This is a genomic window from Pseudomonas sp. RA_15y_Pfl1_P11 (assembly GCF_963970975.1).
Classification (GTDB): domain Bacteria; phylum Pseudomonadota; class Gammaproteobacteria; order Pseudomonadales; family Pseudomonadaceae; genus Aquipseudomonas; species Aquipseudomonas tritici.
In genome coordinates this window covers 150,579-176,087 of sequence record NZ_CAXAOY010000014.1, presented here as the reverse complement: position 1 = coordinate 176,087, position 25,509 = coordinate 150,579, and the positions used below count along the sequence as shown (strand labels likewise).

Below are 25,509 nucleotides of genomic sequence, written 5' to 3'. Positions count from 1 at the left end.
ACTACCTCAAGTTCATCGCTAACCGTCGCCTGTCGCAGATTGGTTTGAAAGAAGAGTATCCAGGCACCACCAACCCGTTCCCGTGGATGAGCGAGATCATGGACTTGAAGAAAGAGAAGAATTTCTTCGAAACCCGTGTGATCGAGTATCAGACTGGCGGTGCGTTGAGCTGGGACTAATCAACGACACAGACCTAACTGTGGGAGCAAGCCCGCTCCCACAGTTAGGTCTGCGGTGTTTTACAGACTTTGCAAATTGCCACTTATGCCCAATCAAACCATCAAGACACCTTGCGTCGGCCTGTGCTCTACCGTTTACGGTGACCTGGTGTGCCGGGGCTGCAAACGCTATCACCACGAAGTGATCCAGTGGAACGGCTACAACGCCGACGAAAAGCAGGCCGTGTGGCTGCGCCTTGAGCAATTGTTGGTGCAGGTGATGACCAGCAAACTGGAAGTGTTTGATGCGCACCTGCTGCGCCAGCAGCTGGAAAGTCGCACGATCCGCTTTATGCCGCACCAATCGCCGTATTGCTGGGCATACCAACTGATAGCCCGGGGTGCGCGGGTGATTTCCAAGTTGGATGCGTATGGCCTGGCCTTGTTGCCGGAGTTTCGTGAGCGCCATTTGGCGGACCTGCGCGACGCGATTGATCGGGAGTTTTTCCTGCTGTCCGAGGCGCATTACGAACGGTATATCGCGCCAGGGTTTATTCGGGACGTGTTTGGTTCACCCTTGATCGCTGCATTCTAACGACGCAATTGTGTTTAAAATGCCGCCCGCTCAATGACCGACGTTTAACGATGAACCCAGAAGCACTCACCACCCTGCACACTCACTTGCTCACCGCCCTGGCCAGCCCACCGGCTGAAACCCGGCGCCTGTTCCACGGCCGTGGCCGCTGCTGGCCGGGCCTTGAGCAATTGACGGTGGACTGGCTACAAGGCGTGCTGCTGGTGTCGTTGTTCAAGGCGCCTGATGCAGAACACCTGCACGCCCTGAAACAGCTGCTGCAGACGCAGTTCAATGCCTACACCGTCGCGCTGCAACACCGCTACTTGCCGCAAAGCACCACCGAATGGCTGGTGGGCAACCCTATCGACGAGCTGACCATTATTGAAGGCGGGCTGCGTTACCTGATCGACCTGGGTAAAAAACAGAACAGCGGGCTGTTCCTCGACATGCGCTACGGCCGCAACTGGGTTCGCGAACACGCCAAGGGCCAGCGGATACTCAACCTGTTTGCCTACACCTGTGGGTTTTCCGTGGCCGCCATCGAAGGCGGCGCCGACCACGTGGTCAACCTGGACATGGCGCGCGGCGCCCTGAGCCGTGGCCGCGACAACCATCGCCTGAATGGTCATGACCTGAGCAGGGTCAGCTTTCTGGGCCACGACCTGTTCAAGTCCTGGGCCAAGGTCACCAACAGCGGCCCCTACGACCTGGTGATCATCGACCCGCCGTCGTTCCAGAAAGGCAGTTTCCTGCTGACCAAGGATTACCAGCGCGTATTGCGGCGCCTGCCGGACTTGCTGACCCCACAGGGCACCGTGTTGGCGTGCATGAACGACCCCGCCCTCGGCGAGGACTTCCTGATCGACGGTGTGACACAAGAGGCACCCGGGTTACGATTCGTCGAACGGCTGCAAAACCCGCCGGAATTTCCTGATATTGATGCGCAAAGCGGCTTAAAGGCCTTGGTGTTCCGCCAGGGCTGATGCCGAAACGGCTTACGCTTGCTACGCTAAGTGATGCACCCGGTTGGTGAACCTTCTGACCCCCTTCCCGGTCGATACCTGCATTCCCCGGCCAGACTCGACAGCGTCACGTTGTCGGCTGCCCCGTTTCACCTTTTGGAGAACCGCCCGTGATATCGACCCTGCATGTAGCCAGACTCAAAGCCTGGGGCGCCCACGGCTTTACCGCCACCGGTGTGGTATTGGCCTTCCTGGCTACCCTGGCGCTGCTGGAAAACTCACCCAAGGCTTGCCTGCTGTGGCTCGGCCTGGCGCTGGTGGTGGACGGCGTCGACGGTTCACTGGCGCGACGGGTCAACGTGAGCACGGTCTTGCCGAGCTTCGACGGATCGGTACTGGACCTGGTGATTGATTACCTGACGTATGTGTTTATTCCGGCGCTGTTTATCTACCGTTATATCGACCTGCCGGAATTTACCCACCTGTTGACGGTGTCGGTGATCCTGGTCTCGTCGCTGTTCTGCTTCTGCAACGTGAACATGAAAAGCAAGGACAACTACTTCGTCGGCTTCCCCGCGGCATGGAACGTGGTTGCACTGTGTGTCTATATCATCCAGCCGCAAGCCTGGGTCACCTTGCTCACAGTGCTTGGCCTGGCGCTGCTGACCGTAACGCCAATGAAGTTCTTGCACCCGTTCCGGGTTAAGCGATTCATGCCGATCAATATCGCGGTGACCACGATTTGGTTGCTGTGCAGCTTTTTGATGGTGGTGGATTATCCAAACACCAACCCGTGGACGTTTGGATTATGGTCGGTGATGTCGGCGTACTTCCTGGGGATTTGTGTCTGGCGCACCGCCCTGGAGTGGATCGAGGCACGCCGCTAGTAAGTCGGCACGGTTAAAAATGTGTGCGGGCTTGCTCGCGAATGCGCTGTGTCAGTCACTGAATGTGCTAGCTGATGCACCGCATTCGCGAGCAAGCCCGCTCCCACATTTGGATCTGCATACCTCAGGCGGGTAAGATGGCGGCCTTTCGCTTAGCGCCCTTCCAAGAATAAGTCCTGCCCATGCCCTTCGAACTCAGCGTAGACCTCACCACCCTCGCCATCCTGGCCGTCGTCGCGTTCATCGCCGGCTTCATCGACGCCATTGCCGGAGGCGGCGGCTTACTCACCACGCCGGCCCTGCTCACCGCCGGCATGCCACCCCATCTGGTACTGGGCACCAACAAGCTCAGCTCCACGTTCGGCTCGGCGACCGCCAGCTTTACCTTTTACCGCCGCAAGCTGTTCCACCCGCGCCAGTGGGTGCACGCCATCGTCGGTACGCTGGTGGGTGCGCTCGCTGGCGCAGTAGTCGCGCACTATCTGCCTGCAGAAACCCTCAACAAAATGCTGCCGGTGATCGTATTTGCCTGTGGTGTGTACCTGCTGTTCGGCGGTACCCCCAAGGCGCCGCTGGACGCAGATGCGCCGATCAAGAAGAAATGGCAAGCCACCCAGGGCTTTGGCCTGGGCTTCTACGATGGCGTAGCGGGCCCCGGCACCGGGGCGTTCTGGACGGTGAGCACGATGCTGCTGTACCCCATCGATCTGGTCAAAGCCAGCGGCGTGGCGCGCAGCATGAATTTCGTCAGCAACGCGGCGGCGCTGTCGGTATTTATCTTCAACGGCTCGGTGGATTGGATCGTCGGCCTGGCGATGGGCATTTCGGTAATGGGTGGCGCGTTCTTCGGCGCACGCAGCGCGATCAGCGGCGGCGCCAAATTCATTCGCCCAGTGTTTATCACCGTGGTACTCGGCCTGACCGTGCGCCTAGCCTGGCAGCACTGGTTCAGCGTGGCCTAGACGACGGGCCAGGTAGAGGTCGATCAGGTAACGCGCAATCGAACGTGACGCCGGCAACGGCGGCAGGTCGTGGATATTGAACCACTGCGCGTCCTCAATCTCGTCAGCCTGAGGCACGATATCGCCACCCGCGTATTCAGCGTGGAAACCCAGCATCATCGAATGCGGGAACGGCCAGCACTGGCTGCCCATGTACTGGATGTTCTTGACCTCCACCTGCACCTCTTCGCGAACCTCGCGGACCAGGCAATCTTCGGCGGACTCGCCCGGTTCGGCAAACCCCGCCAACGTGCTGTACACGCCTGTGACAAAACGCGGCGAACGCGCCAGCAGGATCTCGTCGCCACGGGTCACCAGCACGATCATACTCGGCGAGATTCGCGGGTAGCTGCGCAGGTCACAGGCCTGGCAATACATCGCCCGCTCGCGTGGCACCTGGGCCATGGCCTGGCCGCAACTGCCGCAAAACCGATGCTCCCGTGCCCACGTGCCGATCTGCGCCGCATAGCCCAACACTTTGTACAGGGTGTGATCACCTTGCAGCATGAAGCCGCGCAAGCCCTGCCAGCTGCAGCCCGGCACTTCAGCCGCCGCGTTGAGTTCCAGCAGGTACACCGGCTCGCCGTCGAGGTGGCCGATACCGTGCTCGGCAAACACCGAAAGGTCCTGGCGCTTTAGCCATTCACGCGGAAACATCGGGCCATTGGTGTCATGCAAAAAGCCCTCACGGCTGCGGGCAACGGCCCAGCCACCCGGGGTGTCGTTGTCCAGCAGCGTTGTGGTAATCCAGCCTGGGGTCATGTCAGTCAATCCACGAATTCGGGTTTCTGCTTACTCATGTGGGCCGCGATGGCCACGCGAAGGTCGTTGGATTGCAACATAGCCGAGTTCCAGGTGGCAACGTATTCCAAGCCATCATTGACGGTGTGATCACGCATGTAGCTAATCATGGCCTTGGTGCCAGTGACCGCAATCGGTGACTTGGCGGCGATTTCATGAGCGATTTCAATGACGCCGGCCAACAGGCTGTCCTGATCGGGATACACACGGTTGACCAGTCCGATGCTGCGCGCTTCCTCGGCGCCAAACTGGCGGCCGGTGTAGGCCAGCTCACGCAGCATGCCGTCGCCAATAATGCGTGGCAGGCGTTGCAGGGTGCCAACGTCAGCGGCCATGCCGATATCGATTTCCTTGATCGAGAATTGCGCGTCTTCGGCGGCGTAGCGCATATCACAAGCGCTGATCAGGTCGATGGCGCCGCCGATGCAGTAACCCTGGATTGCCGCCAGCACTGGCTTGCGGCAGTTGTCGACGGCATTGAACGAGGCCTGCAGTTCGAGGATCTTGCGTCGAAGCAGGCGCGCGTTGCGGCCCACGTCCTTGCCGAGGTCGTTGGCGACCGAGGCCAGCATCATCAGGTCTATCCCTGAGGAGAAGTGCTTGCCGGCGCCACTGAGCACCACGGCGCGCACGGCGTCGGTGTCTTCGACCCATTGGAAGATGTCGATGATTTCGGTCCAGAACGCCGCGTTCATCGCGTTGATCTTTTCCGGGCGGTTTATCTGCACATGGGCAACGTTGCCAGTGAGTTCGACGACGAAAGCTTGGTATTCGGGCATGGCAGTGATCCCTGGCTGGCGAGTAATTAGGCCCGAACTATAACAAGGGTGCGCAAGGACGCATCGGCCAAAAGCGGGACTGTACACCGTGAAGAAAAAGACGCTGGATAAAACCCTGCGTACACGCCATCCTTCGGGCTTTAAGCCGCCCCCTCAGCGGCGCTCGACGTTTAAAGGATATGCCCATGCACGCCCACCCCCTCACCTGCGCCGAATTTGAATCGATCGAAGATGCCCTGCTCAAATACGGCGACGACCATAGCATATTGAACCTGGCCGAACTCGACGGCTACTTCACCGCGCTCGTGTCCAGCCCGGTCCAAGTGGACGTGGCGGAGTGGTTCCCGGCCATCTGGGGCGGCCAGAACCCGGAATGGGACAACATGGACGAAGCGCAAAGCTTCCTCGAACTGTGCGTTCGCCATCTCAACACCCTGGCCGAACAACTGGCGACTGATGCCAAGGGTTTCAAGGCCCGATTCGATGAAACCGAACACCAGGGCCAAACCGTGACCCTCGCCGAAGAATGGTGCTTTGGCTACATCCGCGGCGCCGCCATCGGCAACTGGCCGGAACTGCCAGCCGCCCAGGCCGCAGAGTTGGAGAAAATCTCCTGGTGCGCCGAACAAGACAATTTCGAATTACCCGCCGACCTGAATGTGCAGGCGCACCAGCAGCGCGTCAGCGAAATCGAACCGGCAGCGCGGGCGCTGCATGATTACTGGCTAACGAAGCGATAATTTGGCTTTTGATCTTGATCTCAGGCGCCCCGTCAAACACGCTGGCCGGACTAAAGGCGCAACCAATACCCGCCGTTACCAAAAAAACGGATATGTACCCCGATAGACCGCCATCGCAGGCAAGCCAACTCCCACAGTTAGATCGATGTACACCCAAAAAATACCTGCGGTCATGACCCCATGGCTCGACAAGCACCGCATCTATACCCGATTATTCAACTCCGCCCGCCGCCCGTGCCTTGAATCAGGAGCCCTGTACCTTGAGTTCGCAGAAAACCGTGACCGTTACACCGCCCAACTTCCCCCTCAATGGCAAGGTCGCGCCCCCCGGCTCCAAATCCATTACCAACCGCGCCCTCCTGCTGGCGGCACTGGCCAAGGGCACCAGCCGCCTCAGCGGCGCGCTCAAAAGCGATGACACCCGCCACATGTCGGTAGCCCTGCGCCAAATGGGCGTGACCATCGACGAGCCGGACGACACCACCTTCGTCGTCACCGGCCAGGGCAGACTGCAACTGCCGGCCCAACCGCTGTTCCTCGGCAACGCTGGCACCGCCATGCGCTTCCTCACCGCAGCCGTTGCCACCGTCGAAGGCACCGTGGTGCTGGACGGCGATGACTACATGCAAAAACGCCCGATCGGCCCGCTGCTGGCGACCCTCAGCCAGAACGGCATCCAGGTCGACAGCCCCACCGGTTGCCCACCCGTCAGCGTACACGGCGTAGGCAAAATCAAAGCCAAACGCTTCGAGATCGACGGCGGCCTGTCCAGCCAATACGTATCGGCCCTGCTGATGCTCGCCGCCTGCGGTGAAGCGCCGATTGAAGTGGCGCTGACCGGCAAGGACATCGGTGCGCGTGGCTATGTGGACCTGACCCTGGACTGCATGCGTGCCTTTGGTGCCCAGGTTGAAGAAGTCAACGACACCACCTGGCGCGTCGCCTCTACCGGCTACAGCGCCCATGATTATCTGATCGAACCCGACGCCTCCGCCGCCACTTACCTGTGGGCCGCTGAAGTGTTGACCGGTGGCCGCATCGACATCGGCGTAGCCGCGCAAGACTTTACTCAGCCGGACGCCAAGGCCCAGGCGGTGATCGCGCAATTCCCAGACATGCAGGCGACCGTGATCGGCTCGCAGATGCAGGACGCCATCCCGACCCTGGCGGTGCTCGCCGCGTTCAATAACACCCCGGTGCGTTTCACTGAGCTGGCCAACCTGCGGGTCAAGGAATGTGACCGCGTACAGGCGCTGCATGACGGCCTGAACGAGATCCGCCCGGGCCTGGCGACCATCGAAGGCGACGACCTGCTGGTGGCTAGCGATCCAGCGCTGGCCGGCACGTCGTGCAGCGCGCTGATCGACACCCACGCCGACCACCGCATTGCCATGTGCTTTGCCCTGGCCGGGCTGAAAGTGTCGGGCATCCGCATTCAGGACCCGGACTGCGTAGCCAAGACCTATCCTGAGTACTGGAAGGCGTTGGGCAGTCTTGGGGTTGCACTGACCTACTGAGCGATCAGCGTCGGAATGGGGAGGCCGTGCACATGACGATTCGCCAACCCTGCCCACCCGGCGCTTGCGTCTGCGACCGCGAACAACTGCTGCACGCGCCAGCTGCCGATCTGCGCATCCTCAACCTGACGCGCCAGGAAGAGAAGAAACTGCTCGACCGCCTTGAAGACCTCAAGAGCCTGCAAGACCTGGAGCGCCTGCAAGAGCTGATGTACCAGCAATTGGGCATTCGCGTGCATATCGCGCCAGGCCATACCGAAGTCAAGAGCATGCGCGGGATCCAGATCGTGATCGATGAACTGCCGGGCATGTGCCGCAAAACCCGACAATCGATCCCTGCCGCGATCCGCCGAGGCCTGGAGAAACGACCAGAGATCGCCTACCGCCTGCTGGATGCCCACGACCTGTTCCGCGAAGGTTGAGTCAACCGGCGACCGTCTCCCGCTCGAACAAACCCTGGCCCACGGTCTTGGCCTTTTGCAGATGCGCCTGCGCCCCGCCGCTTTCCGATTCCAGCATCAGCGCCGACGTCACCACCTGTGCGCCACAGTAGTCGAAGATCCCGTAGTCGATCTGCGTGCGCATCGCCTTGGCATAGCCGTGTCGGTCGAATGCATCGTCATCGGCGGCGCCCAAGGCCAGCAGGTGCACCTGTAAGTGCCGCAGCTTCTTCACCACCGGCGTATCGGGGCGGTAGTCGATCGCCCACCCATTGATGAAGACGCGGTCGATCCAACCTTTGAGCAGACCTGGCAACGACCACCAGTAAATCGGAAACGCCAGCACCAAGGCGTCGGCGCGGTCGATGCGGGCCTGTTCGGCCAGTACGTCGGCCGGTGGCGTGGCGCGAGTGCGGTGCACCAAGTGGTCGACCGCGGTATAGCGCGGGTCAAAACCCTCGGCGGCGATGTCGGCAATTTCAAAGGTGTGGCCTGATGCAGCCAGGCCAGCAGCCACCTGCGCGGCGACGCTATGGGTGAGGGATTGCGGGTCGTGATGAGCAACAACGATGAGTGCGTGCATGACATTGACTCCCTTTGGGGTTACGCTGGGCTTAAGTTACGATTAGTAAGTTACTTTTGGTATATAAGCATGTCAAGCAGCGAATTCCCTACCCCACGTCGTCGCCTATCCCGTGAAGATCGCCTGCGCCAATTGCTGGATGTGGCCTGGCAACTGGTGCGTGATGAAGGCACCGAAGCCCTGACCCTCGGCCGCCTGGCAGAACTGGCGGGTGTGACCAAGCCGGTGGTCTACGACCATTTCGTCACCCGTGCCGGGTTGCTGACCGCGCTGTATGAGGATTTCGATGCGCGCCAGGATCGGGTATTTGCCAACGCCATAGCAGCCAGCAGCGCCACCCTTGAAGGGCGGGCCTGGGTGATCGCCGAGTCCTATGTGGATTGTGTGTTATTGCAAGGCCGGGAAATTCCGGGGGTGATTGCGGCACTCAGCAGCTCGCCGGAGCTGGAAGCCCTGAAGCGCCAGTACGAGGCGATCTTCCTCGACAAGTGCCGCGCCGCGCTGTCGCCTTTTGGGCGCTTATCCCAGGCCGGTTTGCGCGCCATGCTGGGGGCGGCGGAAGCGTTGTCCCAGGCGGCGGCCAGTGGCGAGATCAGCCGTGAAGAGGCGCAACAGGAGTTGTTGGCGACCATACTGGCGATGGTTAATCGCGGCCGCCTTTAGATCAGTGTCAGTCGGCGTGTTGTGGGGGTGGGCTTACCTGCGATTGCGGTGGTTCAGTCACCGAAAGGCTGACCACCAAGGCCACATCGCACCTCCTCGTGAGCGGGTCAGTGCGCAGCCACAAACAACTGAACCTTACGCGCCAACTGATCAAGATGCCGATCGCGCTGCTTCTCCGCATCCACCATCGCCCGCTTGCCGTGCTTTTGCAGCAGATACGTATGAATCTGCCGCACTTCCAGCGAGCTGTAGATCGCCGCCACATCCAGTACCCCCATCAAGCCATCGGTGCCGTAGTCCCGCGTGTTCATCAGCACCTGGGTACCGCGCGCGCCGCGCACTCGAAAGCCCATGCCTTCAAACGCCGGCACCTTTTCCACTGAGCACGCCAGCTCCGCATGGGGATAACGACTCAGCACGTCGCGCATCATCGCGCGTGCCACACCCTGGCGCCGGTAACCGACTTGCACCGCCATGAAAGCGACGCCACACGCCTCGGGGTCATCCTTCACTGGCAGACACAGCACAAAGCCAATGACCTTTTCCGGGTCCTGCGCATCGGTCGCCACAACCAACTCGACGGCAATGCCTTTTGAACCGTTCAGTGCTTCGAGGTACAGGTGCACCTCAAAGCCGGTGGCGTACTGGTAGATGTTGTACAGCAGGTTGCTCGGCGGCAGTCCCACGCTGCTGATGTCGGTGAGGTTGTCCACCACCATCTGCAGGATCTGGCCATTCACAAGCTCGGGGCACGGTGTGGTATAGCGGGTAAGGCTGAACATGCAAATTCCTGGGTTTAGCATCAAGGCAGCGGCGATTGTACCCGTTGCAGCCCGCACACCTCACGCAAAGCGCAATCTCGGCTTGATTGTCGGCACGTTGGCCCTCGGCGCAGTGTTCGCCTGGGCCACGCCGGAGGTGACGCACGCTACTGCACAGTCAGTGGCCAGCGGCCTGCACGCCACTTTCGGCGGGGCGCTCGTATTGATCCTGCTCGCAGGAGCGATACGACACAGATATTGACAAGATAAAATCGTAACGACTATTGCCTGATACCCTGATCAACAAGGTTCTCCCATGCTTGTGCTCCAGCCCCCTATTCGCTTTTCGTACGGGTTCTCAGCGCCATTCGCGCAGAAAATGACGACTTCGCGGCCTTCCATGACTTCCTCAGAAGCCAATTAGCCAGTGCGTGTGCCTGCTGACCATCAACGGAAACGAGTTCCTGTTGGACGGCGATTGGCGCATTCCACTGATGGCGTTCTGATTATTCTCGCCATTTCTGCAGCGCTGGTGGTGGTGTTCGCGTTGTGCGATCAGGGCCGTAAACACTCTGCATGCAAAAACTTAAGGAAAAAGTTCGGACTAACGGGTGCATGGATGCACCCGGATCGCGCATCATGGGCACTTTCAAGCTCAAGGGTAACGTCCATGCGCGTTCTGTCATTGATGATGGGTCTTACGACGCTGGCCGCCACTACGGTGTTCTGCGCCACCGCGATGGCGAATGAAGAAAGTCAGTTAGTCCAACAGATCAACCAATACCGCAGCCATGTGCAACGCTGCGGTGACCAGGGTTCCCAGGAACTCCCACCGCTGGCCAGCGACACGCGATTGGTGCTGCCCGCCAACAATGTGGGCGACTTGCAGCAAGCGCTGGCGCGGGCCGCGTACCCGATGGTCAACGTGCAGGCCATCAGCCTGTCGGGGCCCAAGGACGCGCAGTCAGCCATGAAGGCAGTGCGCGAAAGCTTCTGCCGTGTGGTGCTGGACCCGCAATTTGTCGACATCGGCGTGAGCAACAGCGGCCAGGACTGGCGCATCGTGCTCGCCCGCCCGCTGCTGACCAGCGGCCTGGGCGATTGGCAGACCGAAGGTAAGCAATTGCTCAACCTGATCAATACCGCCCGCGCCCAACCGCGCCAATGCGGTACCCAGGCGTTTACCGCGACCACGCCATTGTCCTGGAATGAAAACCTGGCCGGCGCCGCCAACAGCCATACGCGCAACATGGCTAACGGTAACTTCTTCGACCACCTCGACCATGACGGCCGTACCCCCGGCGACCGCGCCGAACTGGCCGGGTACACCGCGAAGGCCATCGGCGAAAATATCGCTGCCGGCCTGGACACGCCACGCAAGGTCGTCGACGGCTGGCTTGCCAGCCCCAGCCATTGCGCCAACCTCATGAACCCGCAATTCCGCGAGCTGGGTGCGGCCTATGCGATGGACCCGAAGAGTGACGCAGGCATCTATTGGACGGGGGTTTTCGGCGCACAATAAACGCGGTATTGGCAGATTGAAGTGCAGGAAGCATCAAATTGCCATCTCATGGATAATCCCGCTGAACTGGCAGCGGCCATCCCGGTCTGTAGCTTGGCAGCCTGACATACGGGGCGGATAAACAGACCGAGGCAAACAAGGTGCTCTTGCAATGATGAAATGGCTGCAAAGCAGCAGCGACATGGCTGAGCGGGTTCGCCAGCATGATTGGGCGAAAACGCCCCTGGGGCCGCCGGGGCAGTGGCCGGACGTGCTCAAGACCACCGTCGCGTTATGCCTTGCCTCGAGTTTCCCCCAATCCATCGTGTGGGGGCCTCACCTGACTATGTTGTATAACGACGCCTTCGTTCCGATCCTGGGCGATAAACCCGATGCATTGGGCCGCCCGTTCAGCGAAGTCTGGGGTGAGGTCTGGGCAGACATCAGCCCTATTGCCAACGCGGCATTCGAAGGCCGTGCCACTTATATCGAGAACTTCCCGCTGCAGATCGAGCGCGGCATGGGTGTCGAACAAGCGTACTTTACCTTTTGCTACAGCCCCATCCGCGATCCCAAGGGCAACGTCGTGGGGATGCTCGATACCGTCACCGAAACCACCGCCACCGTACTCCTGACCCGCCGCCTGGCCGTGTTGGACGCAGTGGGCAGCGCCGTGGCGAATGCTGCCGACGCCGAAAGTATCATGTCGATCACTACGCGACTGCTTGCCAAGCACTTGCAAGTCTCCAATTGCGCCTACGCCGATATGGACGACGATGAGGACGGCTTTACCATTCGTGGCAATTGGGCCGCGCCCGGCTCGCCAAGCACCGTGGGGCGCTACCGCCTGGCCTCGTTCGGCGCAAGGGCGGTGCAACAACTGCGCGGCGGTGAACCGTTGGTGGTCGAAGACAGTCGCATTGAGTTCGCCCCCGAGGTTGCCGCCAGCTATCAGGCCCTGGGGGCGCTGGCGACCGCGTGCTTCCCACTGATCAAGAATGGCCGCCTGACCGCGTTGATGGCCGTGCACCACAAAACCGCCCGGGTCTGGTCGCCTGATGACCTGGCATTGGTCGGCCAAGTCACCGAGCGCTCCTGGGCGCATATCGAGCGGGTGCGTGCCGACGCCGCCGTACGCGAAGGCCTGGCCGCCTTCGCCGAGCTGAACGCGACCCTGGAACAACGCGTGCAAGAGCGCACCGCTGCCCTCACCCAGGCCGAAGCCGCGCTGCGCCAGTCGCAGAAGCTGGAAGCCATCGGCCAATTGACCGGTGGCGTGGCCCATGACTTCAACAACTTGTTGACCATCATTCGTTCGTCCGTGGATTTCCTGCGTCAGCCCGGGCTCTCCGAGGCGCGACGCCAACGCTATATGGGCGCGGTTTCCGACACCGTCGAGCGCGCCAGCAAGCTCACCAGCCAACTGCTCGCCTTCGCTCGGCGCCAACCCCTGAACCCGGAAGTCTTCGATGTCGGGCAACGGGTCAAGAACATCGGCGAAATGCTCGAAAGCGTCACCGGCGCGCGTATCCATGTGCAGGTGCAACTGCCCGAGCGGCCTTGCTATGCACGTGTCGACACCAGCCAGTTCGAGACCGCACTGATCAATATCGCCCTGAATGCCCGGGATGCGATGGAGGGCCAAGGCACCCTGACCTTGCGCGTGGCCGATGTAGACGCAATGCCGCACATCCGCGGCGATGAGCAAGTACGCCAACCTTTTGTAACCGTCTCCTTGGCTGACACTGGCAGCGGCATTCCGGCTGACACCTTCGAGCGCATTTTCGAGCCGTTCTTTACCACCAAGCCGGTAGGCAAAGGCACGGGGCTGGGGTTGTCCCAGGTATTCGGGTTTGCCAAGCAGTCCGGCGGTAACGTTGACGTGGCCAGCCACTCAGACCAGGGCACGGTGTTTACCCTGTACCTGCCAGAAGTGGCGCCGCAGATGACGCACCACACACCGACACCGACAGGCCAGCAACTGCCCCAAGATACGACCCAGCGCCATATCCTGATCGTGGAAGACAACCTGGAAGTGGGCCGCTTTGCCAACCAGATCCTGCAGGACCTGGGTTACCAGACCACCTGGGCCACCGATGCCGAACAGGCACTCGCGCTGTCCGGTACGGATGCCCTGGCATTCGATGGGGTATTTTCGGATGTGGTGATGCCTGGCATGACCGGTGTGGCGATGATCAAAAAGCTGCGTCAATGGCGCCCGGACTTGCCGGTGGTGCTCACCTCCGGCTACAGCGAAGAGCTGGCCGAAAGTGGCTATGAAGGCGTCGAGTTCCTGCCCAAGCCCTATTCCGCCGACCAGGTCGCGCGGGCGCTGACCAAGGCAATGTCCAGGACTGAGCCCTACTGCGCCACCGCCACCTGATTGCGACCTTGCGCCTTGGCGCGGTACAGCGCCTTGTCGGCGGTATTCATCAGGCCGTGCAGGTCTTGGTCCTGGGCATGGGTGGACGCCACACCCAGGCTGGCGGTCAACCCTTGCACGGGTTCAGAGTCCAGGCTGGAAATGGCCTTGATCAGTTGCTCGGCAATACCCCGCGCCGTTTCCAGCGAAGTATTGGGCAGCAATACCGCAAACTCCTCGCCGCCCACGCGCCCATACACGTCCGCCTCGCGAAAGGACGCGCTGATCACCCCTCCGATCTGGCGCAACACCTGGTCCCCGGTCTGGTGGCCGTAGGTGTCGTTGATTTCCTTGAAGTGGTCCATGTCCATCATCAGCGCGCACAGCGGCTGCTGGTTGTGAAGGCATTGTTCATGCAGCCGCTGGGCATGTTCGAAAAACGCGCGGCGATTCATCAGACCGGTGAGCTCATCGGTCTGTGCGGCGCGAGTGGAGATATTGTGGGCACGTTCCATTTGCCGGGTCAGGCGAAACGCCTTTTCCAATGCATCGGACAACTTGCGCGTGGCGCTGACGACAAAGGTGGAGAACACCAATACGGCGATGGCCACACCCACTTGCATCGAAGAAGGCTGGAACAGCAGCCACAGCGTACACGGCAGCAGCACCAGGCCCATGGAGGCCAGGGTCATGTAACGATAAGCCGAGTAACAGGATACCGCGCTGACCGACATGCCCACGGTAAACAACATAACCAGCACCTGGGACAGGCGATCATCCGTCGGCATCACCGCCAAGGCGCCGAAGCCCCAGATCCCGGCGGAAAACACCAGCGTCATCCAATAACGGCGCTCCCACAGATCCGGCGTGCGCTCGGCGTTAGGGCAGCGAAACCACTCTACAAACATCTTGACGCGCAACAGGGATGACCCCGCCAACACCACCAGCCAGACCAGGATGACCTGATGGTCAAACCGGTCCCAGCAGAGCCAGCAGAGCATGACCGCTGCCAAGAAACTGCCGAGAATGGCGGCAAATGACTGCCGAAACAGCTGGTGCAAACGGTCAGCTCGCACCAACTCCTCTATAACGCAATCCTGGTCCTGCCCACGCCCAAGGCCATTCATGAAATCCGCCTGATCTACTGCCCCCGAGAATGGCGCTATTGTGGCACCCTGCCACCAGCATGGACAACAGAATCGAGCACGGTAGCGCCTTTAAAGCGTTTCTGGCCGCAGAATCAGCACCCCAAGTGGCGGCACGTTCAACGACAGCGACACCGGTTGACCATGGAGTGGTTCATCCTGGGTAAACACCTCGCCGCCGTTCCCATAATTGGAACCTGCGTACATGTCGGCGTCGCTGTTGATCACCTCACTCCAACGCCCGCCAAACGGCACACCGACTTGATAGCCCTGACGCGGCACCGGGGTGAAGTTGGCCACCACCAGCACCGGCTTGCCGTCCTTGCTCCAGCGCAGCCAGGCATAGACGCTGTTGATCGCATCGTCGCCAATCAGCCACTGGAAGCCCTGCGGTGCGTCGTCCTGCTCATGCAGGGCCGGCTCCTCCCGATACAAGCGATTCAAATCGCCGACCAGCTTCTGCACGCCCTTGTGTTCCGCGTACTGCAGCAGGTACCAGTCCAGTTGCTGATCATGGTTCCACTCGCGCCACTGGCCGAATTCGCAGCCCATGAACAGCAGTTTCTTACCGGGGTGCATCCACATGAATGCCAGGTAGGCGCGCAAGTTGGCAAACTTCTGCCAGCGGTCGCCGGGCATCTTGTCGATCAACGAGTGCTTGCCGTGCACCACTTCATCGTGGGAGATCGGCAGGATAAACCGCTCGGACCAGGCATACACCAGGCCAAAACTCAGTTCGTTGTGGTGATGGGCGCGGTACACCGGGTCCTGCTGGATGTAATGCAGGGAATCGTGCATCCAGCCCATGTTCCATTTGTAGTTAAAGCCCAGACCGCCCTGTTGGGTCGGCTGGCTCACACCCGGCCAGGCGGTGGATTCCTCGGCAATCACCAAGGCGCCCGGCGCTTCCAGGGCCACCACATCGTTGAGGTGACGCAGGAAGTCGATGGCTTCAAGGTTCTCCCGCCCACCATGGCGGTTAGGCACCCATTCGCCGGCCTTGCGCGAATAATCGCGGTAGAGCATCGACGCTACGGCATCAACGCGCAGGCCGTCGATATGGAAGTGCTTGAGCCAATGCAGCGCCGAGGCCAGCATGAAGCCATGCACTTCGGTGCGACCCAGGTTGTAGATCAGCGTGTCCCAATCCTGGTGGAAGCCTTCCAACGGGTTGGCATATTCGTACAGCGCGGTGCCGTCGAATTGCGCAAGGCCGTGGGTATCCGTCGGGAAATGCGCCGGCACCCAGTCGAGAATCACGCCAATATCGGCCTGATGCAGGGCATTGACGAAATAGGCGAAATCTTCCGGCGAACCGAACCGCGCCGTCGGCGCGAATTGTGACAACGCTTGGTAACCCCAGGAGCCACCGAACGGGTGCTCCATGATCGGCATCAGCTCGATGTGGGTGAAGCCCAGTTGCTGCACGTAAGGAATCAACCGCTCAGCCAGCTCGCGCCAGTTGTATTGGCGGGCTACTTCGCCCGCCTCGTCCAACTCGCACTGCCATGAGCCCACGTGCAGCTCGTAGATCGACAGTGGCGCGGTGGATTTTTGCTTGTCGAGGCGTGACTGCATCCATTCGTGGTCCTGCCAGTCGACCTGCAAGGGTTCGGCAACCTTGGATGCGGTGTCGGGTGGCAGTTGAGTGGCCAGCGCCATCGGGTCGGCCTTGAGCGGCAGGATCCCATTGGCGCCAAGTATTTCATATTTGTACGCTGCGCCCGGTTGCAGGCGTGGGATAAAGATCTCCCACACGCCGGAAGGATGGCGCAGGCGCATCGGGTGACGGCGACCGTCCCAGACATTGAAGTCGCCCACCACCGATACGCGCCGCGCATTCGGTGCCCATACGGCAAAGCGCACACCTTGCACGCCGTCGACCGTGGTCACTTGGGCACCCAGGCAACTGCTGAGGTCACGATGATTGCCTTCGGCAAACAGGTAAAGGTCCATTTCACCGAGCAACAGTTGTTGGAAGCTGTAGGGGTCTTCGGTGATCTGTTCACCACCGGCCCACTGGATTTTCAGCAGGTACGCCCGGCGTGTAGTGAAGTGCCCGACAAACAACCCCGGCACCTGGCTCGCGTCCAGGCTGCCGATCTGCTCGCCACTGTCACGCGCCAGTACCTGGACGCTCAAGGCCTCCGGCAGGAATGCGCGGATAAACTGGCCGCCGTGCTCATCATCGTGTGGCCCGAGCACCGAGAACGGGTCATGGTGTTCGGCGCGTACCAGTGCGTCGACGTCCTTGGACGCCGGCAGTGCAGTCAACTTCGGTTGCAGCGGTTCTTTATGTGTAAAGCTCATGACGATTCCCCACCGCGTGCAGTTTTCGATATTGGTGTTAGCCCACTCAATAGGCCGTGTAACCCTTGCAAGGGCACCGGCAACCAGGTCGGACGGTTTTCCGCTTCGTAAGCCACTTCATACGCGGCCTTCTCCAGGCTGAACAAGGTCAGCGCTGCGTCCTGGCCTTTGGCATCCTGCCAGTCATGCGCCAGTGTAGACGTAGCCGACTGATAAGCCTCGATAAAGGCCTGGCGTGCTTCTTTCAGGTAACGATCGGTCACACGCTTGCGCGATATGCCCGCCTCGGGTGAGTGATCGACCCCTTGCACATTCAGCGCCATGGCCGCCGCGTAATCGAAGGAGCGCAACACGCCGCTCACATCTTTATACGGGCTGTGCTTGCCGCGTCGTTCGTGCAGCGGTCGTGCCGGTTCACCTTCGAAGTCGATCAGGTAGGCATCGCCCTTCACCACCAGCACCTGGCCCAGGTGCAAATCACCATGGACGCGGATGCGCAGCCCGCCTGCCGTGGCTTTCGCCAGGGCTTGAACATGGCTGGCGATGGCCTTTTTCTGCGCCAGCAAATCACTGACCAGCGCTTGCTCCACAGGGTTCAAATGGTTTTGATGCAGCTGTAGCAACTGCAGCGCGCGGTCGAGCTGCGCGCCGACATCCTTGGCCCAGGCCTGAGTGTCCTTGGCCGTGGTCACTTCGGGCTTGAAGTCTTTGTCTGTGGTTTTTGCACCCAGCACCACGTGCATTTCACCCAGGCGCTGGCCGAGCAATCCGGCAAAGTCGGCCAGTTCGCCCAGGGCGTTGTAGTGCTGTTCCTGCTCCGAGATGGCTTGGGCAAGCTCGTCGCGGATCGCCCGTTCCAGGTTGTTCTGCGTCCAGCTCCATGCGTCGCCCTGGTTGCTCAGGTAACCCTGGGCAATCATCAGCAGGTTGTCATGGCCGTCGGCGTCGCGGCGAATCACCGAACCCAGCAGCGGCGAAATATTCGGGTAGTCGGCTGCGGTGAGGTAGGCGCTCATTTCCAGCTCCGGGTGCACACCGGCGCTGACTTTGCGGATCAGCTTGAGCACCAGGCCCTCGCCCACCACCACTGAGCTGTTGGACTGCTCGGCGGACAAATAGCGCACTTGTGCTTCGTCCGTCAGTTGCAGCGCGTCCAGATGTTTTGTGGCTTCAAACCGCAGGTCGCCTTCGCTGGAGTTGAGCACCGTGCCGGCCTGCAGGCCCTGGATCACCGCGCGGATGAAGTGCTCAAGGCTGAACGCGTCGGTCACCAGGCCCACCTCGCGTGCCCGACGCACACGGGCCATCGCGAGCTGCTGCGGCAATGCGCTGGTGAACTGGTCCTCGCCAAGGAAGCCAAACGGCAGTTGATAGCGACTGACCTGACCACCTGCGGTCACCTCCAGCTCGCTGAGCAGTACCGGGTGTTGCGGGTCGCCAAAACGTACCCCATAGGCAATGCGCACGCTGTCGATAGCCGTGTCCTTGCCGGCAAACCAGCGGCGTTTGGGCAGCCAGGCCGGGAGCGCAGTCTGCTCCAGCGAGGTGCGGCAGGGTTCTTCCAACAGTTCTTCCATACGCTTTTTCAGTACCAGTGTGGTGAAGTCCGGCATCCCTTGAACAGGCTCCACATGCCAGCTGGGCATTTGATTCTCGGCCGCCAAGACAAACCAATAGAAACCATAAGGCGCCAGGGTCAGCAGGAAATTCAGCTGGCCGATGGGCGGAAAGGCATTGCCGCCGAGCATCTCCACCGGGACCATGCCAGCAAACGCCGACAGATCCAGCTCGGCCGCCTGGGCACTGCGTGACACGTTGGCCACGCACAGGATGATCTCGTGGCGTCCGTCTTCGCCGGTGAATTCGCGGGTATACGCCAGGATGCGGCGGTTGCTCGGCGAGAGCATTTTCAAGCTGCCACGGCCAAACGCCTTGGACTGCTTGCGCACAGCCAGCATGCGCCGGGTCCAGTTCAGCAACGAATGCGGGTCTTGGGCCTGGGTCTCGACGTTGACCGACTGGTAGCCATATTGCGGGTCCATGATCGGCGGCAGCACCAGGCTGGCCGGGTCGGCGCGGGAAAAGCCGCCGTTGCGGTCGATGGACCATTGCATCGGCGTACGCACGCCATCGCGGTCGCCGAGATAGATGTTGTCGCCCATGCCGATTTCATCGCCGTAATACAGGGTCGGCGTGCCAGGCATCGACAACAACAGGCTGTTGAGCAGTTCGACACGGCGACGGTCTCGCTCCATCAACGGCGCCAGGCGGCGGCGAATGCCCAGGTTGATGCGCGCGCGACGGTCGGCGGCGTAGTAGTTCCACAGGTAATCGCGCTCTTTGTCGGTGACCATTTCCAGGGTCAGCTCATCATGGTTGCGCAGGAAGATCGCCCACTGGCAATTGGCGGGAATCTCCGGCGTCTGCCGCAGGATATCGGTGATCGGGAAGCGATCTTCCTGGGCAAGCGCCATGTACATGCGCGGCATCAACGGGAAGTGAAAGGCCATATGGCATTCATCGCCGTCGTCGCCCTTTTTGTCACCGAAATACAACTGCGTATCTTCCGGCCACTGGTTGGCTTCGGCCAGCAGCATGCGGTCCGGGTAATGCGCATCGATCTCCGCACGGATCTGTTTGAGCACATCGTGGGTTTCGGGAAGGTTTTCGTTGTTGGTGCCGTCGCGTTCGATCAGGTACGGGATGGCGTCCAGGCGCAGGCCGTCAATGCCCATGTCCAGCCAGTAGCGCATGACCGACAGCACGGCTTTCATGACTTGCGGGTTGTCGAAGTTGAGGTCCGGCTGGTGGGAATAGAAGCGGTGCCAGAAGTACTGGCCGGCGACCGGGTCCCAGGTCCAGTTGGATTTCTCGGTGTCGAGAAAGATGATGCGCGTACCGTCGTATTTCTGTTCGTCATCCGACCAGACGTAGAAGTCCCGCGCTGCGGAGCCGGGCTTGGCCTTGCGCGCACGCTGGAACCAAGGGTGCTGGTCGGAGGTGTGGTTGATCACAAGCTCAGTGATCACACGCAGCCCGCGCTTATGCGCCTCGGCGATGAAGCGCTTGGCGTCGGCCATGGTCCCGTAATCGCTGTGCACGCCCCGGTATTCGGCGATGTCGTAACCGTCATCGCGCCGTGGCGAAGGGTAGAACGGCAGCAGCCAGATGGTGTTTACACCCAGGTCGGCGATGTAGTCGAGCTTGGCGATCAGCCCGGGGAAGTCACCGATGCCGTCGTTGTTGGAGTCGAAATAGGATTTGACATGAACTTGGTAAATCACCGCGTCTTTGTACCAGAGCGGGTCTTTGATAAAGGTGGCTGCGTTGGGTTTCTTCGCCATTGGAAACTCCTGGAAATTCTGAAAAAACCGGCTGAATGAACGCGGTTTAATGTGGGAGCGGGCTTGCCTGCGATAAGGGTGTGTCAGCACAGCACGTGTTGACTGATGTACCGCTATCGCCGGCAAGCCAGCTCCCACAGTTGATCTTCACTTGGCTCAGGATGTGGTGATACGCCAGATTCCAAACGGCATCTGCGGTTCAAGGCGCATCCACTGGGTCTTGCCATACCAGGTCCAGCGATGGCCGTTCATCAGGTCTTCGCCTTGGGTCTCGGCGTCATCCGGCAAATCCAATTCCCACAATGGCAACTCGAAACTGGCCTCCTGGGCATTGAACGGGTCAAGGTTGACCGCCACCAGAATGAAGTTGCTGCCATCCTCACTGCGCTTGCCGAAATACAGGATGTTGTCGTTCCACGCGTTGTAAAGCTTCAAGCCCAGGTGCGTTTGCAGCGCCGGGTTTTGCCGGCGGATGCGGTTGAGCTGAGCGATCTCGGCGATGATGTTGCCGGGGGCAGTGAAGTCTCGCGGGCGGATCTCGTACTTCTCTGAATCCAGGTATTCCTCTTTGCCCGGCACCGGCGCCGCTTCGCACAACTCAAAGCCCGAATACATGCCCCACAGGCCCGAACCCATGGTGGCCAGCGCGGCGCGGATCAAAAAGCCCGGGCGGCCTGACTCATGCAAAAACGGCGGATTGATATCCGGCGTATTGACGAAGAAATTCGGCCGGTAGCATTCGCGCCATGGCGACGCGTTCAACTGCGTCAGGTATTCGCTCAGCTCGGCCTTGGTGTTGCGCCAGGTGAAATAGGTGTAGCTCTGGGAATAACCGACCTTGCCCAGGCGCGCCATCATCGCCGGCGTGGTGAACGCCTCCGCGAGGAAAATCACGTCCGGGTGCTTGGCACGGACGTCGCTGATCAACCATTGCCAGAATGGCAGCGGCTTGGTGTGCGGGTTGTCGACACGGAAGGTTTTCACGCCCTCTTCCACCCAACCCACCACCACATCGCGCAGTTCGGTCCACAGGCCTGGAATCGCGTCCGCCGCGTAAAAATCGACGTTAACAATGTCCTGGTACTTTTTCGGCGGGTTTTCCGCGTATTTGATCGTGCCGTCGGGGCGCCAGTTGAACCAACCCGGATGTTCCTTGAGCCAAGGATGGTCCTGGGAACACTGGATGGCGAAGTCCAGGGCGATTTCCAGGCCATGGTCGGCAGCGGCCTGCACCAAGCGACGGAAGTCATCGCGGCTGCCCAGTTGCGGGTGAATGGCCTCGTGGCCGCCCTCTTCACTGCCGATCGCATACGGGCTGCCCGGATCATCAGGGCCAGCAGTGAGGGAGTTGTTCTTGCCTTTGCGGTGGCTGCGCCCGATCGGATGGATGGGCGGGAAGTACAGCACATCAAAACCCATGTCATGGATCATCGACAGCCGCGAGTGCACATCATTAAAGGTGCCATGACGCGCAGGATCGTCAGTGATCGAGCGCGGAAAAAGCTCGTACCAACTGGCGAACAGTGCGGCCTCGCGCTCCACATCAATCGGGTACACGGTGCTGATGCTCAAATAAGCGCGGTGATCGGCCTGGGTCATCAGGTGTGCACTGTCTTCGCGCAGAAACTTCGCGACCTGCTCGGTTTCCAACAGGCCGGAGAGTTCGTGGTGTAGCAGCATCAGGCGGTCGCGCAGTTCATTGTCACTGCGTTCGGCGGCCTGCAGCACCAGGCTGCGGCCTTCCTGCAATTCCAGGCTGACCGGTACGCCGGCTTCATGCTTCTTGCGCAGCTCGTAGCAGAAGCTGGCGAAGGTATCGATCCAGGCTTCAATGCAATATTCGTGGGGGCCTTGCTGGGTGACGGTAAACGCGCCCTCCCAGCCATTGTTGCCCACATCAGTCATCACCACGCTGTGCCAGCTCTCTTCCTGCAGCGGGCGCCAGCGGATCAGTACGGCGAGCTTGTCATGGCCGTCGGCGAACACGTTGCTGGTGACATTGACCCTTTGGCCAACCACGGCCTTGACGGCGAATTCGCCGCCGTCAATCACGGGGGTGGTGCTTTCGATAGCAATCCTGGGCAGCAACAGCGCCTTGGACAGCGGCAATATGGCGTTCTCTGGAACCTGTGCTTCAGCAGTCATCGAGCATCTTCCCCTTACGCCCTATGGACGCTCTTTGCTTGATCCGAATTCTGGTGCGGCCATGCTCTTCCTGAGCAGCGCCGCTTATAGGTCCGAGCCTGCGTCGCTGTTAAAAGTTCAGGTGAATGTGTCGCCACTGGGCGGGAATCAATTCAGCCCGGCGGCTGTCCACCGCTAGAGCCAAGCACAAAGGAGGCCACACCGATGAATATCCCAATCCCGGCTGAAACGCCGGACCCCAATATCGACATCCCGACCCTGCCGCCGACCGAGCCGGCGCCAATTCCGGAAAAGGAGCCGCCAGAAAATGAGCCGCCGCCGGTCGAAGAACCGCCGACGACCATGCCCCCGGTGATCGTCAGTCCTTCTCGAAACGCTTGACGATTTTCGGCATCACGCTGAACACCACCAAGGCCAGGAATGTGCTCAGAACCGCTGTCGATTCCCGGCCCAACCCGGCCGAGACCCCAATCGCAGCGGTCATCCACAAGCCGGCTGCGGTGGTCAGGCCTTTGACATGGCCGTCTTCATCATCCTTGCCCTTGATGATCGTGCCAGCGCCGAGAAAGCCGATCCCGGCGATCACGCCCTGTACCACCCGGCTCATGGCATCCGCCTGGTTGCCAGACATTTGCGGCACCATGACAAACAGCGCAGCGCCCAACCCCACCAGCATATGTGTGCGCACCCCGGCGGCCTTGCCCTTGCTCTCTCGCTCAAAACCGAGAATGCCGCCGAGGATCGAGGCGATCAGCAGCCGCACAGTGATCTGGGTGAGCTGCCTGGCGTCGCCGATGTCGGCAAATTCAGCCTGCAGGGTTTGCCACACTTCATGCCACCAAGCGTCCATCTCAGCTGTCCTTTGTCATTGTTGGTAAAGGATGGACAGCGGCGACCGCCAGTCAGTTGCCTGGAACCCCTGCGCAGCGCCGTCCCCTAACCTTCAATAGCTCACAAAACAGGAGATCAGCATGCCCATACGTATCGAAAACCAACTGTGCTACTTCATGCTCGATGACAACGGCCAGGAACAGAGCGTGCCAGCGACCCGGGTCAATATTGTTACCGACATCGACAAATCCATGTCTTACGTGGAATTGGCGGGCGAGCGGATCTATATCACCGAAGCCGAGGCAGACGCGCTGACGGTCGCGGGCGCCCACGATGAGCGTCAACATGTAAAGGCCGACGGCCCTGGTTCGTTGATTTGATTGATCTGCATCAGCACACCCCAGACAATGCTGCGCCGCTTGTTCCACGGGGTGCAGCGGATTGTCGCAGCGACTCTCTCATAGTCCATCTGATCCGATTTTTATCGCCCTAGCTGAGTCTGTTATGCAAACAGAGCCACGCGCATAGTTCATCCGCCTGATGGAGGCTGATGAGCGAACGACCATGAGCGAACGAATCCCCACCGTGGAAACCTTTGAGCCCATACACCCAAAGAAGGTGAAGGCCAAATCCAGCGACAACCTGGTTCATACCCGCAGCTTTACCGGCGTGTTCCGCACTTTGCGCGTGTGCGGTGCAGGCTTTCTGTTCCTGGCCTTTTTCGGCACCGTGTGGCTGAACTGGGGTGGCAGGCAGGCGGTGCTGTGGGACCTGGCGGACAGTAAATTCCACATTTTTGGCGCCACGTTCTGGCCGCAGGACTTCATCCTGCTGTCGGCCTTGTTGATCATCTGCGCCTTCGGCCTGTTTGCGATCACCGTATTTGCCGGCCGCGTGTGGTGCGGCTATACCTGCCCGCAAAGCTCGTTTACCTGGCTGTTCATGTGGTGCGAGAAGGTCACCGAAGGTGAACGCAACCAGCGCATCAAGCTGCAAGCCGCGCCCTGGAGCCTGAACAAACTGGCGCGACGCTCGGCCAAACACACGATGTGGCTGGGCATCAGCGTGCTGACCGGGCTGACCTTTGTCGGCTACTTCACACCCATCCGCCCGCTGGCCGCAGAATTGCTGACCTGGCAAATGGGCGGCGTCAGCCTGTTCTGGGTGCTGTTTTTCACCGGTGCCACCTATCTCAACGCGGGCTGGCTGCGTGAAGCGGTGTGTATGCACATGTGCCCGTATGCGCGTTTCCAAAGCGTAATGTTTGATAAGGACACCCTGACCATTTCCTACGACGTGGCCCGCGGCGAACACCGTGGCCCGCGCAAACGTGAGGTCAAACCCGCCGACGTCGGTCTGGGCGATTGCATTGACTGCCAACTGTGCGTGCAGGTCTGCCCGACCGGCATCGACATCCGCGATGGCCTGCAAATGGAATGCATAGGCTGCGCGGCGTGCATCGACGCCTGCGATTCGATCATGGACAAGATGGGCTACGCGCGCGGTTTGGTGAGCTACACCAGTGAACATCAACTGCAAGGCGGCAAGACCCACCTGCTACGGCCGCGCCTGATCGGCTACAGTGCCGTGCTGTTAGTGATGATTGCGGCGTTGGTGGTGGCGCTGGTGGAACGGCCGATGGTGTCACTGGATGTCACCAAGGACCGTGGCATGTTCCGTGAGAACGCCCAGGGCCTGATCGAAAACATCTACAGCCTCAAGGTGATCAACAAGACCCAACAGCACCAGGACTACCGCCTGGAACTGGTGGACGCCGATGGCTTCCAGCTGCAAGGCAAGACCGAGATCAGCCTGGCGCCGGGGGAAATCAGTGATGTACCGGTGTCGGTGGCCTTGCTGGCGGATAAACCGGCGAGCAGTTCGCAGGCCCTGCGCTTCAAGGTGACGGATGTGGATGAACCGTGGATCTACAGCGCGGCCGATAGCCGCTTTGTGGCGCCGCTGAACCGCTGAGGCCTGTCAGGCACTGAAGATCCCATTT

General features: G+C 60.5%; 22 protein-coding genes and 1 pseudogene. 14 read left to right on the top strand and 9 right to left on the bottom strand.

The genetic code is table 11. The features are described from left to right. The 5 genes and pseudogenes from AACY44_RS18605 to AACY44_RS18585 all read left to right on the top strand — a co-directional run. A pseudogene (locus AACY44_RS18605) lies at positions 1-179 on the top strand (ribonucleotide-diphosphate reductase subunit beta); the annotation flags it as partial. 85 nt (positions 180-264) lie between these two features. Then, positions 265-753, top strand: a complete 489-nt coding sequence (locus AACY44_RS18600; RefSeq protein ID WP_339427993.1) for a DUF1289 domain-containing protein — start codon at positions 265-267, stop codon at positions 751-753. Between the two features lie 50 nt (positions 754-803). Beyond that, on the top strand, positions 804-1,718 hold the full coding sequence (locus AACY44_RS18595) for a class I SAM-dependent methyltransferase (RefSeq protein WP_339418499.1): 915 nt from the start codon (positions 804-806) through the stop codon (positions 1,716-1,718). A gap of 149 nt (positions 1,719-1,867) precedes the next feature. Next, positions 1,868-2,584, top strand: a complete 717-nt coding sequence (gene pcsA, locus AACY44_RS18590; protein WP_339418497.1) for a phosphatidylcholine synthase — start codon at positions 1,868-1,870, stop codon at positions 2,582-2,584. A gap of 182 nt (positions 2,585-2,766) precedes the next feature. Continuing rightward, positions 2,767-3,546 carry a TSUP family transporter gene (locus AACY44_RS18585; RefSeq protein WP_339418495.1) on the top strand — a complete coding sequence of 260 codons (780 nt, stop codon included), beginning with the start codon at positions 2,767-2,769 and terminating at the stop codon, positions 3,544-3,546. Here the strand turns inward: AACY44_RS18585 and nudC are convergent. After that, positions 3,514-4,347 carry an NAD(+) diphosphatase gene (gene nudC, locus AACY44_RS18580; RefSeq protein ID WP_339418493.1) on the bottom strand — a complete coding sequence of 278 codons (834 nt, stop codon included), beginning with the start codon at positions 4,345-4,347 and terminating at the stop codon, positions 3,514-3,516. The two genes, AACY44_RS18585 and nudC, sit on opposite strands and share 33 nt — an antisense overlap. 5 nt (positions 4,348-4,352) lie before the next feature. Beyond that, positions 4,353-5,165 (bottom strand): crotonase/enoyl-CoA hydratase family protein, encoded by an 813-nt coding sequence (locus AACY44_RS18575; protein WP_339418491.1) that lies wholly within the window; start codon positions 5,163-5,165, stop codon positions 4,353-4,355. Between the two features lie 185 nt (positions 5,166-5,350). On the opposite strand from AACY44_RS18575, the gene AACY44_RS18570 reads away from it, so the two are divergent. The 3 genes from AACY44_RS18570 (at position 5,351) to AACY44_RS18560 (ending at position 7,844) form a co-directional block, all read left to right on the top strand. Continuing rightward, on the top strand, positions 5,351-5,905 hold the full coding sequence (locus tag AACY44_RS18570; protein WP_339530813.1) for a UPF0149 family protein: 555 nt from the start codon (positions 5,351-5,353) through the stop codon (positions 5,903-5,905). A 260-nt stretch (positions 5,906-6,165) separates the two neighbouring features. After that, positions 6,166-7,422 carry a 3-phosphoshikimate 1-carboxyvinyltransferase gene (locus AACY44_RS18565; protein WP_339418489.1) on the top strand — a complete coding sequence of 419 codons (1,257 nt, stop codon included), beginning with the start codon at positions 6,166-6,168 and terminating at the stop codon, positions 7,420-7,422. A 32-nt stretch (positions 7,423-7,454) separates the two neighbouring features. After that, entirely contained in the window at positions 7,455-7,844 is a 390-nt protein-coding gene (locus tag AACY44_RS18560) for a hypothetical protein (RefSeq protein ID WP_339418488.1), read from the top strand. 1 nt (position 7,845) lies between these two features. On the opposite strand, the gene AACY44_RS18555 is transcribed toward AACY44_RS18560, so the two are convergent. Further along, a complete protein-coding gene (locus tag AACY44_RS18555; RefSeq protein ID WP_339418487.1) occupies positions 7,846-8,445 on the bottom strand; it encodes an NAD(P)H-dependent oxidoreductase in 600 nt (199 codons plus the stop codon). Between the two features lie 69 nt (positions 8,446-8,514). Between AACY44_RS18555 and AACY44_RS18550 the strand changes: the two genes are divergently transcribed. Then, positions 8,515-9,108 carry a TetR/AcrR family transcriptional regulator gene (locus AACY44_RS18550; RefSeq protein WP_339418486.1) on the top strand — a complete coding sequence of 198 codons (594 nt, stop codon included), beginning with the start codon at positions 8,515-8,517 and terminating at the stop codon, positions 9,106-9,108. Between the two features lie 107 nt (positions 9,109-9,215). Here the strand turns inward: AACY44_RS18550 and AACY44_RS18545 are convergent, their stop codons facing one another. Then, positions 9,216-9,890, bottom strand: a complete 675-nt coding sequence (locus AACY44_RS18545; protein WP_339436699.1) for a GNAT family N-acetyltransferase — start codon at positions 9,888-9,890, stop codon at positions 9,216-9,218. Between the two features lie 649 nt (positions 9,891-10,539). On the opposite strand from AACY44_RS18545, the gene AACY44_RS18535 reads away from it, so the two are divergent. Both AACY44_RS18535 and AACY44_RS18530 read left to right on the top strand, forming a co-directional pair. Next, complete coding sequence (locus AACY44_RS18535) at positions 10,540-11,391, top strand: CAP domain-containing protein (protein WP_339418511.1); 852 nt, start codon at positions 10,540-10,542, stop codon at positions 11,389-11,391. A gap of 151 nt (positions 11,392-11,542) precedes the next feature. Further along, positions 11,543-13,753 (top strand): ATP-binding protein, encoded by a 2,211-nt coding sequence (locus AACY44_RS18530; protein ID WP_339418482.1) that lies wholly within the window; start codon positions 11,543-11,545, stop codon positions 13,751-13,753. On the opposite strand, the gene AACY44_RS18525 is transcribed toward AACY44_RS18530, so the two are convergent. The 4 genes from AACY44_RS18525 to AACY44_RS18510 all read right to left on the bottom strand — a co-directional run bounded on the left by AACY44_RS18525 (position 13,732) and on the right by AACY44_RS18510 (position 22,676). Then, positions 13,732-14,859, bottom strand: coding sequence for a GGDEF domain-containing protein (locus AACY44_RS18525; RefSeq protein WP_339418480.1), 1,128 nt, complete (start codon positions 14,857-14,859; stop codon positions 13,732-13,734). The genes AACY44_RS18530 and AACY44_RS18525 overlap by 22 nt on opposite strands. Positions 14,860-14,949: 90 nt before the next feature. Further along, positions 14,950-17,187, bottom strand: a complete 2,238-nt coding sequence (gene glgB / locus AACY44_RS18520) for a 1,4-alpha-glucan branching protein GlgB (protein WP_339418478.1) — start codon at positions 17,185-17,187, stop codon at positions 14,950-14,952. Continuing rightward, the gene (gene treS, locus AACY44_RS18515) at positions 17,184-20,531 is read right to left on the bottom strand and encodes a maltose alpha-D-glucosyltransferase (protein WP_339418476.1); all 3,348 of its coding nucleotides are present in this window, start codon (positions 20,529-20,531) and stop codon (positions 17,184-17,186) included. Before treS ends, glgB begins: the two co-directional genes overlap by 4 nt. A 156-nt stretch (positions 20,532-20,687) precedes the next feature. Then, positions 20,688-22,676 (bottom strand): alpha-1,4-glucan--maltose-1-phosphate maltosyltransferase, encoded by a 1,989-nt coding sequence (locus tag AACY44_RS18510; protein WP_339427998.1) that lies wholly within the window; start codon positions 22,674-22,676, stop codon positions 20,688-20,690. Between the two features lie 204 nt (positions 22,677-22,880). On the opposite strand from AACY44_RS18510, the gene AACY44_RS18505 reads away from it, so the two are divergent. Next, the gene (locus tag AACY44_RS18505; protein WP_339418472.1) at positions 22,881-23,057 is read left to right on the top strand and encodes a hypothetical protein; all 177 of its coding nucleotides are present in this window, start codon (positions 22,881-22,883) and stop codon (positions 23,055-23,057) included. Here the strand turns inward: AACY44_RS18505 and AACY44_RS18500 are convergent. Next, positions 23,035-23,526, bottom strand: a complete 492-nt coding sequence (locus tag AACY44_RS18500; protein WP_339418471.1) for an MgtC/SapB family protein — start codon at positions 23,524-23,526, stop codon at positions 23,035-23,037. The two genes, AACY44_RS18505 and AACY44_RS18500, sit on opposite strands and share 23 nt — an antisense overlap. Before the next feature lie 121 nt (positions 23,527-23,647). Between AACY44_RS18500 and AACY44_RS18495 the strand changes: the two genes are divergently transcribed. Together AACY44_RS18495 and ccoG are read left to right on the top strand one after the other, a co-directional pair. Further along, the gene (locus AACY44_RS18495; RefSeq protein ID WP_339418470.1) at positions 23,648-23,887 is read left to right on the top strand and encodes a DUF3203 family protein; all 240 of its coding nucleotides are present in this window, start codon (positions 23,648-23,650) and stop codon (positions 23,885-23,887) included. 184 nt (positions 23,888-24,071) lie between these two features. Continuing rightward, a complete protein-coding gene (gene ccoG, locus AACY44_RS18490) occupies positions 24,072-25,481 on the top strand; it encodes a cytochrome c oxidase accessory protein CcoG (protein ID WP_339427999.1) in 1,410 nt (469 codons plus the stop codon). Positions 25,482-25,509 lie beyond the last annotated feature (28 nt).